The organism is Protofrankia sp. Cj3, from assembly GCF_917627355.1.
Taxonomy (GTDB): Bacteria; Actinomycetota; Actinomycetes; order Frankiales; family Frankiaceae; genus Protofrankia.
The window spans coordinates 2,667-18,634 of the sequence record NZ_CAKJTR010000014.1; the positions used below are offsets into that span (position 1 = coordinate 2,667).

General features: G+C 67.8%; 11 protein-coding genes. All 11 read left to right on the top strand.

Features of this window, described 5'->3' with window-relative positions; translation table 11 throughout:
- Positions 1 to 380: 380 nt before the first annotated feature.
- A complete protein-coding gene (gene clpX / locus MJ783_RS03285; RefSeq protein WP_239308422.1) occupies positions 381 to 1,670 on the top strand; it encodes an ATP-dependent Clp protease ATP-binding subunit ClpX in 1,290 nt (429 codons plus the stop codon).
- Positions 1,670 to 3,025 carry a folylpolyglutamate synthase/dihydrofolate synthase family protein gene (locus MJ783_RS03290; RefSeq protein ID WP_239308423.1) on the top strand — a complete coding sequence of 452 codons (1,356 nt, stop codon included), beginning with the start codon at positions 1,670 to 1,672 and terminating at the stop codon, positions 3,023 to 3,025. The genes clpX and MJ783_RS03290 overlap by 1 nt, the downstream gene beginning before the upstream one ends.
- 234 nt (positions 3,026 to 3,259) lie before the next feature.
- Positions 3,260 to 3,673, top strand: coding sequence for a nucleoside-diphosphate kinase (ndk, locus tag MJ783_RS03295; protein WP_239308424.1), 414 nt, complete (start codon positions 3,260 to 3,262; stop codon positions 3,671 to 3,673).
- A 427-nt stretch (positions 3,674 to 4,100) separates the two neighbouring features.
- Positions 4,101 to 5,132: a rod shape-determining protein gene (locus MJ783_RS03300; RefSeq protein ID WP_013872948.1), complete on the top strand. Its 1,032-nt coding sequence runs from the start codon at positions 4,101 to 4,103 to the stop codon at positions 5,130 to 5,132.
- A gap of 171 nt (positions 5,133 to 5,303) precedes the next feature.
- On the top strand, positions 5,304 to 6,260 hold the full coding sequence (gene mreC, locus MJ783_RS03305) for a rod shape-determining protein MreC (RefSeq protein ID WP_239308425.1): 957 nt from the start codon (positions 5,304 to 5,306) through the stop codon (positions 6,258 to 6,260).
- 17 nt (positions 6,261 to 6,277) lie between these two features.
- A complete protein-coding gene (gene mreD, locus MJ783_RS03310; protein WP_239308426.1) occupies positions 6,278 to 6,799 on the top strand; it encodes a rod shape-determining protein MreD in 522 nt (173 codons plus the stop codon).
- Between the two features lie 13 nt (positions 6,800 to 6,812).
- Positions 6,813 to 9,164, top strand: coding sequence for a penicillin-binding protein 2 (gene mrdA, locus MJ783_RS03315; RefSeq protein ID WP_370651422.1), 2,352 nt, complete (start codon positions 6,813 to 6,815; stop codon positions 9,162 to 9,164).
- A gap of 99 nt (positions 9,165 to 9,263) precedes the next feature.
- Complete coding sequence (gene rodA, locus MJ783_RS03320; protein WP_239308427.1) at positions 9,264 to 10,487, top strand: rod shape-determining protein RodA; 1,224 nt, start codon at positions 9,264 to 9,266, stop codon at positions 10,485 to 10,487.
- A gap of 41 nt (positions 10,488 to 10,528) precedes the next feature.
- On the top strand, positions 10,529 to 12,475 hold the full coding sequence (locus tag MJ783_RS03325) for a TIGR03960 family B12-binding radical SAM protein (protein WP_239308428.1): 1,947 nt from the start codon (positions 10,529 to 10,531) through the stop codon (positions 12,473 to 12,475).
- Complete coding sequence (locus MJ783_RS03330) at positions 12,459 to 13,220, top strand: TIGR03936 family radical SAM-associated protein (protein ID WP_239308429.1); 762 nt, start codon at positions 12,459 to 12,461, stop codon at positions 13,218 to 13,220. Before MJ783_RS03325 ends, MJ783_RS03330 begins: the two co-directional genes overlap by 17 nt.
- Positions 13,221 to 13,469: 249 nt before the next feature.
- The coding region (locus MJ783_RS03335; RefSeq protein WP_239308430.1) for an Rne/Rng family ribonuclease at positions 13,470 to 15,968 on the top strand (2,499 nt) is incomplete at its 3' end.

A 15,968-nucleotide genomic window follows, 5' to 3' on the forward strand; every position in this document is an offset into this window, starting at 1 on the left:
TTCCGCGTCGCCGGAGGCCGGGCCGGGTGCCCCGTCAGCGTTGTGCAAAGGCCCTGTCCGGACGGCACGGACGCGTGATGATCTGCCCGATGACCGTGACTGACCTACACGAGCCGCACGATAGGGCTCTCACTGGACGGCTTCAGGGGGTACGGTCCCCACGGGGAGGCGGACAGCCAGCTCAAAGCCGTCGGCGTCAGGGCACAGCCATCGGTGGCGGGTAGACGCGGATGCGGATACACAGCCCAAAGCCGCTGGCGTCATGGCGCGGCCGCTGCCGGCGGAGGGCAGGATAGTAACAGACAGGCGACGACCGGGCGGCTTAGCCGCCCCTGACCTGCAGGCGACACCATCGTCTGGACGAAGGGACTGAGTCCTCGGTGGCACGCATAGGTGACGGCGGTGATCTGCTCAAGTGCTCGTTCTGCGGCAAGTCCCAGAAGCAGGTGAAGAAGCTCATCGCCGGGCCCGGCGTCTACATCTGCGACGAGTGCATCGATCTCTGTAACGAGATCATTGAAGAGGAGCTGTCGGAGTCCTCGGATCTCAAGTGGGACGAGCTGCCGAAGCCGCGCGAGATCTACGAGTTCCTGGACGGCTACGTGGTTGGTCAGGAACAGGCCAAGAAGACCCTGTCGGTTGCTGTCTACAACCATTACAAGCGAGTCCAGGTGGGTGGTGGCGCGGGTAGCGACGCCAAGGGCGATGTTGAACTGGCGAAGAGCAACATCCTTCTGCTGGGCCCCACCGGATGCGGCAAGACGCTGCTGGCGCAGACCTTGGCCCGGATGCTCAACGTCCCGTTCGCGATCGCCGACGCGACCGCGCTCACCGAGGCCGGTTATGTCGGTGAAGACGTTGAGAACATTCTGCTCAAACTCATCCAGGCCGCCGACTATGATGTCAAAAAAGCCGAGACCGGCATCATTTATATTGATGAGGTCGACAAGATCGCGCGTAAGTCGGAGAATCCGAGTATCACCCGGGATGTCTCTGGCGAGGGTGTCCAGCAGGCGCTGTTGAAGATACTGGAGGGAACGACCGCGAGCGTTCCGCCGCAGGGCGGCCGCAAGCATCCGCATCAGGAGTTCATCCAGATCGATACTACGAACGTCCTGTTCATCGTCGGTGGGGCTTTTGCCGGGCTTGATCGGATAATCGATTCACGGATCGGTAAGAAATCGCTTGGATTCCGCGCGGTCCTGCACGGCAAGGATGATCCGGATATTCCCAACGTCTTCACCGACGTCATGCCCGAGGATCTGCTCAAGTACGGCATGATTCCCGAGTTCATCGGTCGGCTGCCAGTGATCACCAGTGTGTCCAGCCTCGATCGGGAGGCGCTCATCCGCATCCTCACCGAGCCGAAGAACGCCTTGGTCCGGCAGTACAAGAAGTTGTTTGAGCTGGATAATGTTGATCTTGATTTTACGGGTGACGCCCTGGATGCGATCGCGGACCAGGCGATACTGCGGGGAACCGGCGCCCGCGGGCTACGGGCGATCATGGAGGAGGTCCTGCTGTCGGTCATGTACGACATACCGAGCCGCAAGGACGTCGCCCGGGCGGTGGTGACCCGCGAGGTCGTTCTTGAGCACGTCAACCCGACGCTCGTGCCGCGTGACGTCGCCGCATCCAAGCGGAGTCCCCGCCAGGAGAAGTCGGCCTGATGAGCAGCCGGCCTGGCATCCCGGCGGACGCCGACGCCGACACAGCCGGGCTCGCCCGGGTGGAGAAGGCGCTGACCGAACGCTTCCCGCACCGGATGCTGCCCGATCTGGACCGTATGCGCGATCTCGTCGATCTGCTGGGCCAGCCACAGCGTGCCTACCCCTCGATCCACCTGACGGGGACCAACGGCAAGACCTCCACCGCCCGCATGGTGGATTCGTTGCTGTGCGCCTTCGGGATCAGACCCGGCCGTTATACCTCCCCGCATCTGGAGAGCGTGACCGAACGTATCTGCCTGGCCGGTCGCCCCGCGCCCGCAGCCACCTTCACCCAGGCGTACGACGACGTCATCCCCTACGTTGAGCTCGTTGACAGCAGGCATCCCGAACGGGTCACCTTCTTCGAGCTGCTGACCGCGATGGCGTTCGCCGCCTTCGCCGACGCGCCGGTCGATGTCGGTGTCATCGAGGTTGGTATGGGCGGGAGCTGGGACGCGACCAACGTCCTGGATGCCGGGGTGGCAGTGGTGACCCCGATCTCCCTCGACCATCGGGAGCTCGGTGCCACGCCTGGCGCGGTCGCGGGGGAGAAGGCCGGCATCATTCACGCCGGTGCGCTCGTCGTGCTTGCCCAGCAGCCGTTGGAAGCGGCGGAGGTGCTGTTGCGCCGAGCCGGTGAGGTCGGCGCGACGGTGGCACGCGAGGGACTGGAATTCGGGGTCCTCGACCGTGATATCGCCGTTGGTGGCCAGTTGGTTGCCATCCGTGGGCTCGGCGGTGTCTATGAGGACCTGTTGCTGCCCCTGCACGGCGCGCATCAGGCTCACAACGCCGCATGCGCGCTCGCGGCGGTTGAGGGGTTCCTCGGCGGCGGCCGTGAGATTCTCGACATCGACGCCGTACGCGCTGGGTTTGCGCAGGCTGACTCGCCGGGCCGGCTGGAAGTCGTCCGGCGCTCGCCAACGGTCCTGCTCGACGGCGCGCACAACGTCGCGGGCGCGCATGCGCTCGTCGCCGCGCTGGAGGAGGCCTTCAGCTTCGATCATCTGGTCGGTGTCGTGGGGATACTCGCGGACAAGGACGCCGCCGGCATTCTGGCCGCGCTGGAGCCGGTGTTGCACGCCGTGGTCATCACTCAGAGTGGGTCGTCGCGGGCAATGCCGTTGGATGACCTTGCCGCGATCGCCGTGGATCTGTTCGGTGCCGACCGGGTGGAGGTTGCCTCGCGTCTCGATGACGCTCTCGACGCGGGTGTCCGGCTGGCGGAGGAGGACTCGCATCTCGCCGGTACCGCGGTGTTGGTGACCGGTTCACTTGTGACGGTGGGAGAGGCTCGCCGCCTTCTGCGTCGCTGACGGGTAGGTTGCAACTGTGCCAAAGGCCGCGTGATCGTGTCCTTTCGCGCTGTCGGAGGCGTGAGGGCTGTGTGACTGTGCCAACGGTGGCTCGATCATGGTTTTTTCATGCAGCCGAGGGGCATGAAGATCGTGTAACCGGGTCAACGGCGGTGCGATCGTTCCTCCCGTGCCGCCCGCGGCTGCATGGCTCTGGTCCCACACCTGCCCATCTGAGTGAGTAGAAGGAGTTCCGTGTCAGTCGAACGCACACTCGTGCTGGTCAAGCCCGACGGCGTGAGCCGTGGCCTCGTCGGTGAGGTCGTTGGTCGGCTGGAGCGCAAGGGTCTGGCCTTGGTCGCGCTTGAGCTGCGCAGGCTGGAGCGCTCGGTGGCCGAGGTCCACTACGCCGAGCACGCGGCCAAGCCGTTTTTTGGCGAGCTGGTCGACTTCATCGTTTCCAGCCCGTTGGTCGCGTTGGTTGTCCAGGGGCCGCGGGCGATCGAGGCGGTGCGCGGCCTGATCGGCGCCACCGACCCGGTCAAGGCGGCTCCGGGATCCCTGCGTGGCGACCATGCTCTGGAGATCGGACAGAACCTCGTCCATGGTTCCGACTCGCCGGAGTCCGCCAAGCGTGAGATCGACTTGTTCTTCCCCGGGTTGATCTGATTATTTCTGACTGGTCCGGCATCGAAGGCCAGGGCGGCTTGCCCTATGGCCGACGGTGCCGGACCGTTTGCCCGGATGGTCGAATTCGCCAGTCCAGGCGGCATCTCCAGTCGCCTCAGGTAGCATGCTTGTGACTCCGGGTGTTAGAACTGGTTGTACGGGTTGAGGTTGGCCGGCAGGTTGACCCGGCCTGGCGTGCGGACCGTCGCGCGTCATGGATCTCCTACCGGGACGGCAGGCTCGGTTGGCCCGGATTAGGCTTTTGTCGTCTGTTGGAGCGGCTTCTACTGGATTGCCGGACTACCTGGATGGAGCTCATCGGAGAAGCAGTGGATACGCCCTCGTTACGGACACCGCCTGCCCTACAACTCCAGCACGCCCAGCGTGCGCACCCAGACCGCACACCCGGGAAGGCCGGCATCCGACGATGTCCAGTTCGTTGTCGTTCCTAGGCCGTGACATGGCCGTCGACCTTGGCACCGCCAACACGCTCGTCTACGTGCGTGGTCGCGGGATCGTGCTGAACGAGCCCAGCGTGGTAGCGATCAATACCACCACCACGGGGATCCTCGCGGTCGGCACCGAGGCGAAACGGATGATCGGCCGTACTCCCGGCAATGTCGTCGCGATCCGCCCGCTCAAGGACGGCGTGATCGCCGACTTCGACACGACCGAGCGCATGCTGCGCTATTTTATTCAAAAGGTTCACCGACGGCGGCACTTCGCCAAACCGCGGCTGGTCGTGTGTGTCCCGTCTGGGATCACCGGGGTCGAGCAGCGGGCTGTGAAGGACGCCGGCTATCAGGCTGGTGCCCGAAAGGTCTATATCATCGAGGAGCCGATGGCGGCGGCCATCGGAGCCGGGCTGCCCGTCCACGAACCCACCGGGAATATGGTGGTCGACATCGGCGGTGGAACCACCGAGGTGGCGGTCATCTCCTTGGGTGGGATCGTGACGAGCCAGTCCATCCGGACGGCCGGGGATGAGCTTGACACTGCGATCATCTCCTACGTCAAGAAGGAGTACTCGCTCATGCTCGGGGAGCGGACCGCGGAAGAGATCAAAATGGCGATCGGCTCCGCGCACAAGATGTCGGACGAGCCCAGCGCGGAGATCCGCGGCCGAGATCTGGTCTCCGGCCTGCCCAAGACCATCGTCGTTACCGCCGAGGAGATCCGTAAAGCCATCGAGGAGCCGGTGAACGCGGTGATCGACGCGGTCAAGGTCACCCTTGACAAGTGCCCACCGGAGTTGTCCGGCGACATCATGGACCGCGGCATCGTGCTGACCGGTGGGGGAGCGCTGCTGCGCGGTCTGGACGAGCGCCTCCGCCATGAGACCGGGATGCCGATCCATATCGCGGACAACCCGTTGCACTCGGTCGCGATGGGTTCTGGTAAGTGCGTCGAGGAGTTCGAAGCGTTGCAGCAGGTGCTTATATCCGAGCCCCGCCGCTGATCTGATCGTGCCGAGTGGGATGTCGATCGCTGGGGATACGGGCCGACGGCTCGCTCACCTCGTGAACTGACGACGTTTCGGGCTGGCGCCGCCGGGCACCGCGGTACCCGTACCGGCCGCCGTGGATGGGCATCGTCGTGACTGGGCGTTGCCAGGTATGGGAGGCCGGCGGTGGGACGCGAAAACCGGCGCTCCCGCATGGTCGTCATTGGCCTGCTGATCACGGCGTTCATCCTGATCACAGTCGATTACCGCTCGAGCGGCAGTTCGGCCGGCCCGCGGGGCGCGTTGCGGGGCGTGTTCGCGACCCTTGAGGGCGGTGTGAGCGCCGTCGCCCGTCCCATCGGACGGACGGCGTCCTCGTTGACGCACCCCAATCGTTACCAGCGGCGCGCGGACACACTCGCGGCGGAGAACGCCGAGCTCAAACGCCAGTTGGCGGATGACGCCGAGGTGCGGCGGCAGGCCGCCGCCCTGGGTAACCTGCGCCTGCTCGCGGACCGGGGACAATACACGATCATCGCGGCAAGGGTGATTGCGATCGGCGACATCACCGGGACGGACTGGTCCGTGACGGTCAACGCCGGCAGCGCGGACGGCGTGGTGCCGGACAGGCTGGTGCTCGACAGCGACGGGCTCGTCGGGACGGTGCTGTCCTCGACCGCCCACACGGCGGTCGTCCGTCTTGCCTGCGATCCAGCGAGTCACATCGGCGCTCGTCTGGAGGGCACCCGGCTGCTCGGCGCGGTTGCCGGCGCGGGTAGCCCGGACGCCTTGACATTCACCCTCTACGACGCTACGCGCCAGGTGAAGGTGGGCGACCGCCTGGTTTCCTTCGGCAGCGCCGACTACGTCGGCGGGGTACCGATCGGCATGGTCACAAAGGTTCTCGACGCGAGTGAGGGGCTCTCGCGCGCGGCCGAGGTGACCACCTTCGCGGCCATGGGGTCGCTCGACCTGGTCGGGATCGTGGTGGGGAAGCTCCCGGCGGACGCCGGTGACCGGGTGCTGCTCCCGCGGCCCCCGCCCACACCGGCCCCGGCGCCCGCGGCACCGGCCGCGGCACCGGCCAGCACGATCCCGACGACATCGGCGCTCGCCCCCGCGGCCACCGCCCCGGTCGGCTGAGGCTCGCGGTGTGGGACATGGGCGCACGTGACGTCGAGGTCCGGGGCAGGGCCGTCGCGGCCACCGTAGCCGTGCTGGTCCTTTTGATCATTGCGCAGCTGTCGGTCATAGCCCCGCTCGATCTGCCGTTGGGAAGCCCCGATGTGGTGCTGATCGTGCTGGCCTTCGTCGCGCTCGCGCGGGGGCCGCTGTTCGGCGCAATCATCGGGTTCGTGGTCGGGCTGATCGCGGACCTGCTCTCGACGCACGTCCTCGGCCAGACCACGATGATTTTTTGCCTGATCGGCTACGGTGTGGGGCTCACCCATGACGAAGCCGGCCGGACGGTGTACCTCCCGATGATCGCGGCGGCGGCCGCCTCAGCGCTGGGCACGGCCGGCCAGACGGGGCTGGCCGGCATTCTGGGCAACGCCAGCCTCACCGGCGGCCAGGTGTTCCTGCGTTCGGTCGGTGCCGTGCTCTACGCGCTGGTCCTGACCCCGCTGCTGTTCCCGTTGGTGACGGCGGGGATGCGGCGCCTGTACAGGGATGATTCATGACCGGACGGCGGGTATGAGAGCGCCGTGGCCTGGGGACAGGTCGCTGGACGATCGTGTCGGTCTCAGGCTGCTCGTTCTGCGTGTGCTGGTCATATCACTGTTGGTTACCTTGGGTGCCCGGCTGTGGGCGTTGCAGGTCCTCAACGGGGAGCACTACCGGCAGGTCGCGGAGACCAACCGGGTACGCGATGTGGTCACCCCCGCACCCCGTGGCCTGATCGTGGATGACCAGGGGCGTGCCCTCGTCCGCAACCGCACGTCGCTGGTCATCTCGGTGAACCGGTCGGTGACCGACCGGCAGAAGGATTCCGGCAGAGCCGTGCTGGAGCGGTTGTCAGGCGTGATCGGTGTGCCCCCCGCCGATGTCACCAGGCGCATCCAGTACTGCTCGGCTTCGGTGAAGCCACCGTGCTGGAACGGCTCGCCCTACCAGCCGGTGCCGGTGGCCAAGGACGTCACCCCGACCCAGGCGCTGGCGGTCATCGAACATCCTGACCGGTTTCCCGGCGTGTCGGCGGAACTGCAGGCCGTCCGCGAGTACCCTTACACCTTCTTGGCCGCACACGAACTCGGCTATCTCAGCCCTGTCACGCAGGAGCAGCTCGACTCCGACGGTGGCCGGCACGGCTACCACAACAACAGCCTGGTCGGTGTCGCCGGGCTGGAATACACCTATGACACGGCACTGCGCGGCTCCGACGGCGTGCAGCGGCTTGAGGTCGATCGGTTCGGGCGGGTCGTGGGCACGGCCTCGTCCACCGCGCCACGCAGCGGCGACAACCTGGTCCTCTCGATCGACGTCGGTGTCCAGCAGGCGGTCGAGCAGACGCTCAGGAAAACCCTGGACTCCCTCGGCGGGCGTGCTCGCACCGCGTCCGGGGTGGTGCTTGATGTGCGAACAGGCCATGTCATCGCCATGGCCAGTCTGCCCTCGTACGATCCGTCGGTCTTTGTGGGCGGTGTCTCCGAAGCGGACTACCAGGCGCTGTCGGACCCCGCCAACGGCATCCCGTTGCTGTCACGGGCCTACCAGGGCTCAGGCGCGCCCGGTTCGACCTTCAAGGCGGTGTCCACCATCACCGCGCTGACCAACCTGGGCGCGTCGACGGCCGGCAACTACGACTGCGGGCCGTCGTTGCAGATCGGCTCCCAGACGTTTCACAACTTCGAGGGGTCATCGGCCGGGCCGATCACGCTGCACCAGGCGCTGGTGATCTCCTGCGACGTCATCTTCGACAAGTTCGCCTACGACGCCTGGCTCGCCGACGGCGGGCTTCGCAATGGCCGCGGCCCCTATCCCACGGCCAACGAGTACTTCGTGAAGATGGCTCGGGCCATGGGCTTCGGCAGCAGGACAGGCGTCGACCTGCCGGGAGAGACCAGCGGCTCGGTCGTCGGGCGCGACGGCGCGAAGGCGATCTGGACGCAGCTGAAGGACTCCTACTGCCGCCGGGCGCAGAACGGCTACCCGGAGGTCACCGACCCGGCCAAGGCCGAGCGGTTCCGCCAGTACGCGGCCGAGGCATGCGTGGACGGCTACCTGTACAACGGAGGCGCGTCGACCCAGTTCGCGATCGGCCAGGGCCAGTACCTGTCGGTCAGTCCGCTGCAGCTCGCGGTTGCCTACGCCGCGCTCGCCAACGGGGGGACGGTCTACCAGCCAACGCTCGCCAAGGCGGTGATCTCGCCGGACGGCAGGGTGGTGACGCCTGTCACGCCCAAGGTCGCGGGACGGGTGCCGGCCGCGCCCGAGACGCTTGCCTACATCAGGGCCGCCCTGCATGGCGTGACGAGCGAAACCGGCGGTACCGCCACCGGTGTGTTCGCGGACTGGCCGAACGACACCATCCCGATCGCGGGCAAGACTGGAACCGCCGAGGTCGAAGGGGCTGGGGATACGTCGTGGTTCGCGTCGTTCGCGCCCGCCAACGATCCGCAGTTCGTCGTGGTCGTCACCATCCCCGATTCCGGCACCGGCGCCGAGTACGCGGCTCCGGCGGTGAAAGCCATCTACCAGAGCATCTACGGCGTCGGGCACGACGCGGCGCTGCCTGGCGGTACGCCCCCGGCGGCGCTGCCGAAGATGACGCGGGACGGGATGTTCGCACCGACTGCCCTGTCCGAGCGGTTTGTCGTCCCGTCCGGTATGCCGTCAGCGGGCGTTTCCGCCACCGGTGATGCCACGACGCGGGCGCTCGTCGTGACCGATGTGACCGATGTGACCGATGTGGCGGACGTGTCCCTGCTCACCGAGTGGCGCCTACCGGGCGCCGGATCGCGCGGTGAGCCCGCGGCAGCCGACTCCGGCCGTTGCCCCACCCAGATCAGTCGGTGTCCCGCCGCTGTCGGGCGCGGGCCACCGTGATTGCCCGCCCCGGCGCTTCGCCAGCAGCGGGGCGCGGGCCCGCGCGGCTCGCGACGTCTTTCGGGCAGAGCCCCCGCATCGACCATGGAGGGAGTGCGCATGACGAGTCCGACGGCCTTGCGGTCCTCCCCGGTCCCGCCGCGTGGCCGGATCGGGCAGCTGCGCGACCGGGCATCAGGACGGCATTCCCCCTTGCGCCGGCTGGACTGGCCACTGCAGATAGCCGTGATCGCTCTGTCCATCCTCGGTGGGTTGCTGGTCTGGTCCGCCACCCGGCATCGCGAGGCCGAAAGCGGCGGTGACCCGCAGCTGTTTCTCAAGCGCCATCTGCTGAACCTGGCCATCGGGCTCGTTCTCGCGGGTGCCGCGACCGTGGTGGACTACCGGATCCTGCGCGCGTACGCCCCATTCGTCTACCTGGGCTCTCTCCTTGGCCTGGCCGCGGTCCTGCTGGTGGGAAGCACGATCAACGGCGCACATTCCTGGATCGTGCTGCCGGCCGGTTTTCAGCTACAGCCCTCAGAGTTCGCCAAGGTCGCCCTCATTGTCGGGGTAGCGATGATCCTCGGGGAGAAGCACGACGACCGGGACACCGGGATCCGCCTCAATCCCGGTCACTGGGACGTGCTGCTGGTGCTGGGGCTGGCTGCCGTGCCGATGATGTTGATCATGATGCAGCCGGATTTCGGCACGGTCATGGTCTTCGTGTTCGTCATTCTCGGCATGCTCGCGGTCAGCGGCGCACCGAGCCGGTGGGTGATCGGCCTCATCCTGTCCGGTGTCCTGTTCGGCGGGGCGATCCTGCAGTTCCACCTGCTCAAGCCCTATCAGGAGGCACGCCTGACCGAATTCGTCCAAAGCAACCAGAACACCTCCTCCACCGGGTACAACGTCGACCAGGCGATGACGGCGATCGCCAATGGCGGCGTCGCCGGCCGCGGCCTGTTCCACGGCACGCAGACCCAGGGCCAGTTTGTGCCCGAGCAGCAGACCGACTTTGTTTTCACGGTGGCCGGGGAGGAACTGGGCTTTCTCGGCGCTGGCGGTGTCCTGCTGCTCCTGGGCCTGGTGCTGTGGCGGGCACTGGCCACGGCCGTCGACTCAGCCGACTCCTTCGGAACGATGATCGCAACTGGGGTGGTGTGCTGGTTTGCCTTCCAGATGTTCGTCAATATCGGAATGACGTTGGGGATCATGCCGGTCACGGGCCTGCCGCTGCCGTTCCTCTCCTACGGCGGATCGTCGATGTTCGCGAACCTGCTGGCGGTGGGCCTGTTGCAGAATGTCCACCTGCGGGCACGCTCCGATCCGTACGCCTTGTGACGCCGCTCGGCGGACCGTGAATGTGCCGTAGGCTCGCGGGCATGTCCGGACAGTCGTTGTTCCCCCGTCTGGAACCGTTGCTGCCGCGGGTTCGTAAGCCCGTGCGCTACCTCGGCGGCGAAGGGAATTCCCAGTGCAAGCCCTGGGCGGACGCGATCGTCCGCTGGTGTCTGATGTATCCGGACGCCTACGAGGTAGGCCTGCCCAACCAGGGTGTCCAGATCCTGTACGAGATCCTCAACGAGCAGCCGGACGTCCTGGCCGAGCGTACCTACTCGGTCTGGCCGGATCTGGAGGAGCTGCTGCGTGAGCACGGTGTCCCGCAGTTCACCGTGGACGGCCACCGCGCGGTCGGCGACTTCGACCTGCTGGGCGTCAGCTTTTCCACCGAGCTGGGGTACACCAACCTGCTGACCGCGCTCGATCTCGCGGGCATCCCGCTGCATACCGTGGATCGGACTGATGACCACCCGATCGTGATCGTCGGCGGGCATGCCGCGTTCAATCCCGAACCGGTCGCGCCGTTCATCGACGCGGTCGTGCTCGGGGATGGCGAGCAGGCGGTCCTTGCGATCACCGATGTGGTCCGTGCCTTCCGGGCCGCGGGCTCTCCCGGCGGGCGGGACGAGTTGCTCATGCGGCTGGCCCGGCGTGGCCTCGCGTATGTGCCGTCCTTCTACGACGTGGGCTACCGGCCTGACGGCCGCATCCACGCGGTCACCCCGAACCGTCCCGGGGTACCGGCACGCCCCGCCAAACACACCGTCAGTGACCTGGATGCCTGGCCCTATCCGAAGGCGCCGCTGGTGCCGCTGGCGGAGACCGTCCACGAGCGGATGAGCGTGGAGATTTTCCGCGGCTGTACCCGCGGCTGCCGGTTCTGCCAGGCTGGCATGATCACTCGGCCGGTCCGGGAGCGGACCATCACCACGATCGGCGACATGGTGGCCCGGGGCCTGGACGCGTCCGGGTTCACCGAGGTCGGCCTGCTGTCGTTGTCCAGCGCGGACCACAGCGAGATAGGGGAGATCGCCAAGGGGCTGGCGGACCGGTACGAAGGCACGCACACCTCACTCAGCCTGCCCTCGACCCGGGTGGACGCGTTCAACGTCACACTCGCCAACGAGTTCTCCCGCAACGGCCGGCGCAGCGGGCTCACGTTCGCGCCCGAGGGCGGCTCCGAACGCCTGCGGAAGGTCATCAACAAGATGGTCAGCGAAGATGACCTGATCCGCACGGTCAGCACGGCCTACGCCCAGGGCTGGCGGCAGGTCAAGCTGTACTTCATGTGCGGCCTGCCCACCGAGACCGACGAGGACGTGCTCGCCATCGCGGATCTCGCCCGGGAGGTGATCAGGGCGGGGCGTCTGGCCAGCGGTCACCGCGACATCCGTGTCACAGTCTCGATCGGCGGTTTCGTCCCCAAGCCGCACACGCCGTTCCAGTGGGTCGGGCAGGCCTCGCACGAGGTCACCGACCACAGGCTGCAGCTGTTGCGCAACGCCATCCGCGGTGATCGGGAGGTCGGGCGGGCGATCGGTTTTCGCTACCACGACGGACGTCCAGGCATCATCGAGGGCCTGCTCGCCCGCGGTGACCGCCGGGTCGGCGCGGTGATCGAACAGGTGTGGCGTGCCGGCGCCCGTTTCGACGGCTGGAACGAGCATTTCTCCTTCGAGCGTTGGGCGGCGGCCTGCGCACGTGTGCTGGAACCGCTCGGGGTGTCCCTGGACTGGTTCACCACCCGGGAGCGCGACGAACGCGAGGTGCTGCCCTGGGACCATCTGGATGCCGGGCTGGACCGTGACTGGCTGTGGTCGGACTGGCAGGAAGCGCTGCGTGCGACGGAGCTGGACGACTGCCGCTGGACCCCCTGCTACGACTGCGGGGTCTGTCCGACCATGGGGACCGAAAACCAGATCGGCCCGACCGGCCGGACCCTGCTCCCCCTGACGCCGACGGGATCCGGCCGTGCCCCGGCGTCCTGAGGGCCCGCCTCCACCACCGGTGGTCGCGCGGGTGCGGGTGCGTTTCGCGAAACGCGGCCGGCTGCGTTTTATGTCTCACCGTGACATCGCGAGGACCTTTGAGCGGGCGCTGCGGCGCGCGGCTGTCCCCATGGCGTACTCGGCCGGCTTCAGCCCGCATCCGCGCATCTCGTGGCTTGGCGCGGCGCCGACGGGTGCCGCCAGCGAGGCCGAGTACGTGGAGCTTGCGCTGGCCGAGCATTGTGATCCGCATGCGTTGCGGCTGGCGTTGGACGCGGCGCTGCCATCCGGTCTGGACGTTCTCGCGTGCGCGCCCGCCACCGCTGCCTCACTGGCGGAACTGGTGGACGCGTCGCGGTGGCGGTTACGGCTGCCAGCGGTCGCTCGCGATGAGCTGACCAGCGCCGTGGCCGCGCTCCTGGCCCGTGACCGGGTCGAGGTGGAGCGGGTGACCAAGGACGGACATCGCCGGTTCGACGTTCGTCAGGCAGTGGTCTCGATGGTTTGCCATGCGGAGAACGACACCTGTGCGATACTGGATGTGGTTGTGCGGCACACGACGCCCGCCGTGCGACCCGACGACGTGCTGACCGCCCTTTGCGTGGTCGCCGTTCTTCGGTTGCCTGTACCACCCGAGCCGCTCCGGCTCGGTCAAGGTCGGCTGCTGGAAGACGGCACCGTGGCGGATCCGCTCATGCCGGACCGCGACGATGCAGGCCGGCTGGTCGGTCGACTCGATGCGTGATGCAGGGCGTCGCAGGATTCGCCGACGGTACCCCGTCGGACCGACGACAGTGGTTCCTGAGCGGTCGCGACTGCGAGAGCAGCGCGCCCGGGGACCCGAGAGGTTTCATAACCCGTGCCCGATGACATCGTGACAGACTCCGATGAGACACCGACCACTCGTTCCGCCCCGCGGCGGCGGCGTGCCGCCGGACGGTCCGCGGGACCTCCGCCGGACGTCTCGACCGGGTCCTCGCCGGAGGCTCCGCAGGTGAGCGACCCCGTTGCTGACAGCGTTGCCCCAGGTGGCGTTACCCCGGGCACGGACGTTCATCCGCCGGAGCCACCCCCGCGATCCGTGGTCGGTATCGAGCCGCCGCCGGTCCCGTTCCTAGCTGATCTTACCGGTGTTCCACCGGGGGCCGCTGCCATGCCCACGAGCGGGGATGGCAGTCCACCGGCACGGCCGGAGACGCGGCTGCGCCGTGGGCGGGCGGTCACCATGGTGACCTTCCAGGCGCCCGACACCGCGGCTCTTGACCTTGTGTCTCGCCGCCGGCGGCGCGGCGTCTCGCCGTTCGACACCGACACGGCTGTCGCGGGCGCCGCCGGCAGGTCGTCCGACACCGGATTCGGGCCGGCCAGTACGGATCGGGGGAACCAGCGGCCAGGGTTCGGGATCGTGCTCGACGCCGGTGACGAGCACGATCCCGAACCCGGCACCGCCATGGCCTATGCCGACAGCGACGAGGATGAGATCTCCAGCGCCGCCGTGCCCGACGACGGCGACTGCGACGGGAGCTCGACGCGGCGCCGTCGCAGAGGCCGCCGGGGCAGGGGGCGCGCGCGTGTCGACGAGGAGGCCGAGGGCGCTGACGATACGTACCCGGTTGCCTTCGAGCGGTCCGGCGCGCGCTCGGATGGGTTCGACGAGAGCGACAGCCCCGGTCGCCCGGACCGGGCCGAGACCGACGATCCCCACGACTCCGGTGATGCCGATGCCGCCGGGCTGGTGGCAGCGGGCGGCGCGGACGGGTACGACGACGAGCAGCCGCAGGGAAGTTCCCGCCGGCGCCGGCGCCGGCGCCGCCGGGACGGTGCCGCGATCGTGGACGACGCGGCCCCGGACGACCCGCCGGCCACGGTCGTTCATGTCCGCGAAAGCCGTGTCCGGGACGACGAGGTGCGCGGGGTCAGCGGCTCGACGCGGTTGGAGGCGAAGCGCCAGCGCCGCAAGGAGGGCAGGGACAGCGGCCGCCGCCGGCCGCCGATCGTTACCGAAGCGGAGTTCCTGGCCCGGCGCGAAGCGGTTGAACGGCGCATGGTCGTGCGCAACGCCGGTGACCGCACCCAGATCGCGGTGCTTGAGGACGGGGTGCTTGTCGAGCATTTCGTGACGAGGGCGAGCTCCTGGTCGTATGCGGGGAACGTGTATCTCGGCCGGGTGCAGAACGTGCTCGCCAGCATGGAGGCGGCATTCGTTGACGTCGGCAAGGGGCGCAACGCCGTCCTGTACGCCGGAGAGGTCAACTACGACGCCTCCGGGCTCGACGGGCGGCCTCGTAAGATCGAGCAGGTGCTGAAGTCAGGCCAGTCGATCGTCGTCCAGGTTTCCAAGGACCCGATGGGGCACAAGGGCGCCCGTCTGACCAGCCAGGTGAGCCTGCCAGGCCGCTATCTGGTCTATGTGCCGGACGGGCAGAACGCGGGGATCAGCCGGAAGCTTCCGGATACCGAACGCGCCCGCCTGAAGACGATCCTGAAGAAGATCACTCCGGAGAACGGCGGCGTGATCGTTCGGACCGCGGCCGAGGGCGCCAGCGAGCAGGAGCTCGCCCGTGACGTCGCCCGGCTGTCGGCCCAGTGGGAGGACATCCGCCGGAAGGCGGCGAAGGCCAGCGCTCCCGCGCTGCTCTACGGCGAGCCCGATCTCGTGATCAGGGTGATTCGGGACATCTTCAACGAGGATTTCGCCGAGCTGGTCGTCCAGGGAGACGAGGAAGCCGCGATGATCGAGGACTACGTCGACATGGTGGCGCCGGACCTGCGCGATCGGGTCCGGCGACAGACCGGCACGGCCGACGTGTTCGACACGTACCGCGTCGACGAGCAGCTTGCCAAGGCCCTCGACCGCAAGGTGTGGCTGCCCTCGGGCGGGTCGCTTGTGATCGATCGTACCGAGGCGATGACCGTTATCGATGTGAACACCGGCAAGTTCACCGGCAAGGGCGGCAACCTCGAGGAGACGGTCACCAAGAACAACCTGGAGGCCGCCGAAGAGATCGTCCGCCAGCTCCGGCTCCGCGACATCGGCGGGATCATCGTCATCGACTTCATCGACATGGTCCTGGAGAGCAACCGCGAACTTGTGCTGCGGCGCCTGACCGAATGCCTCGGCCGGGACCGTACCCGGCATCAGGTCGCGGAGGTCACGAGCCTCGGGCTGGTGCAGATGACCCGCAAGCGGGTGGGCCAAGGGCTGCTCGAGGCCTACAGCGAGCCCTGTGCTCACTGTGGCGGGCGTGGTGTCATCGTGCATCTGGACGGTCAGGCCGCACCGCCCGCGCGAAGCTCCGGGGCGTCCAGCCCCGCGGTACCGGGGCCGCCGGCGGCAGGCACGGCGGCCGAGGCCGGCCCGAGTGGCGAGGCCCCAGACGCCACTGTCGTGGAGGCGGGCTCCGTGACCACGGATACGGGCCTCTCCCGTACCAGACCGGTTGAGGCGACCGTGCCCGGAGACGCGGCCAGCCCCAGCCCAACGGACAACGCC

Bases quoted from the DNA above. Each gene is read 5' to 3' on its own strand.
- MJ783_RS03290 (WP_239308423.1), top strand. From the start codon at position 1,670: ATGAGCAGCCGGCCTGGCATCCCGGCGGACGCCGACGCCGACACAGCC.
- MJ783_RS03300 (WP_013872948.1), top strand. From the start codon at position 4,101: ATGTCCAGTTCGTTGTCGTTCCTAGGCCGTGACATGGCCGTCGACCTT.
- mreD (WP_239308426.1), top strand. From the start codon at position 6,278: ATGGGCGCACGTGACGTCGAGGTCCGGGGCAGGGCCGTCGCGGCCACC.
- mrdA (WP_370651422.1), top strand. From the start codon at position 6,813: ATGAGAGCGCCGTGGCCTGGGGACAGGTCGCTGGACGATCGTGTCGGT.
- rodA (WP_239308427.1), top strand. From the start codon at position 9,264: ATGACGAGTCCGACGGCCTTGCGGTCCTCCCCGGTCCCGCCGCGTGGC.
- MJ783_RS03325 (WP_239308428.1), top strand. From the start codon at position 10,529: ATGTCCGGACAGTCGTTGTTCCCCCGTCTGGAACCGTTGCTGCCGCGG.